1 pseudogene is annotated in these 409 nt (G+C 66.0%); it reads left to right on the top strand.

The window, feature by feature from the left end:
• A pseudogene (locus tag ACWTU8_RS33090) lies at nucleotides 1-409 on the top strand (lasso peptide isopeptide bond-forming cyclase); the annotation flags it as partial.

The following is a 409-nucleotide window of genomic DNA, read 5'->3' as shown; positions in this document are numbered from 1 at the left end:
GCTCGGCCACGCCTGGCTCAACACCACGGATGAAGCCGGCCCCGGCCCGCAGACGATGGCGGGCGGCAAGCTCGCCATCACCTCCGATTGCCGGCTGCACAATCGGGACGAGTTGATGGCGAGGCTTGGCATACGCGACAGGTCGGTCGCGGACGCCGTATTGCTGATGCGGGCCTATCTGCGCTGGGGCGAATCCTGCCCCGTGCATCTGCAGGGCGATTTCGCCTTCGCGATCTGGGACGCCGAGCGGCAGCTGTTGTTCTGCGCCCGCGACCATTTCGGGGTCAAGCCATTCTACTATCACGCCGCGGACCAGCGTTTTGCCTTTGCCTCCGAGATCGGGCCCATGCTTGGGCTTGACGGGGTCGGCGCGCGCATCAGCGAGCACCGCATTTCAGGATTCCTGGCC

This window comes from Mesorhizobium sp. BHbdii (assembly GCF_053848045.1).
This window is presented reverse-complemented; position numbering and strand designations above follow the sequence as displayed.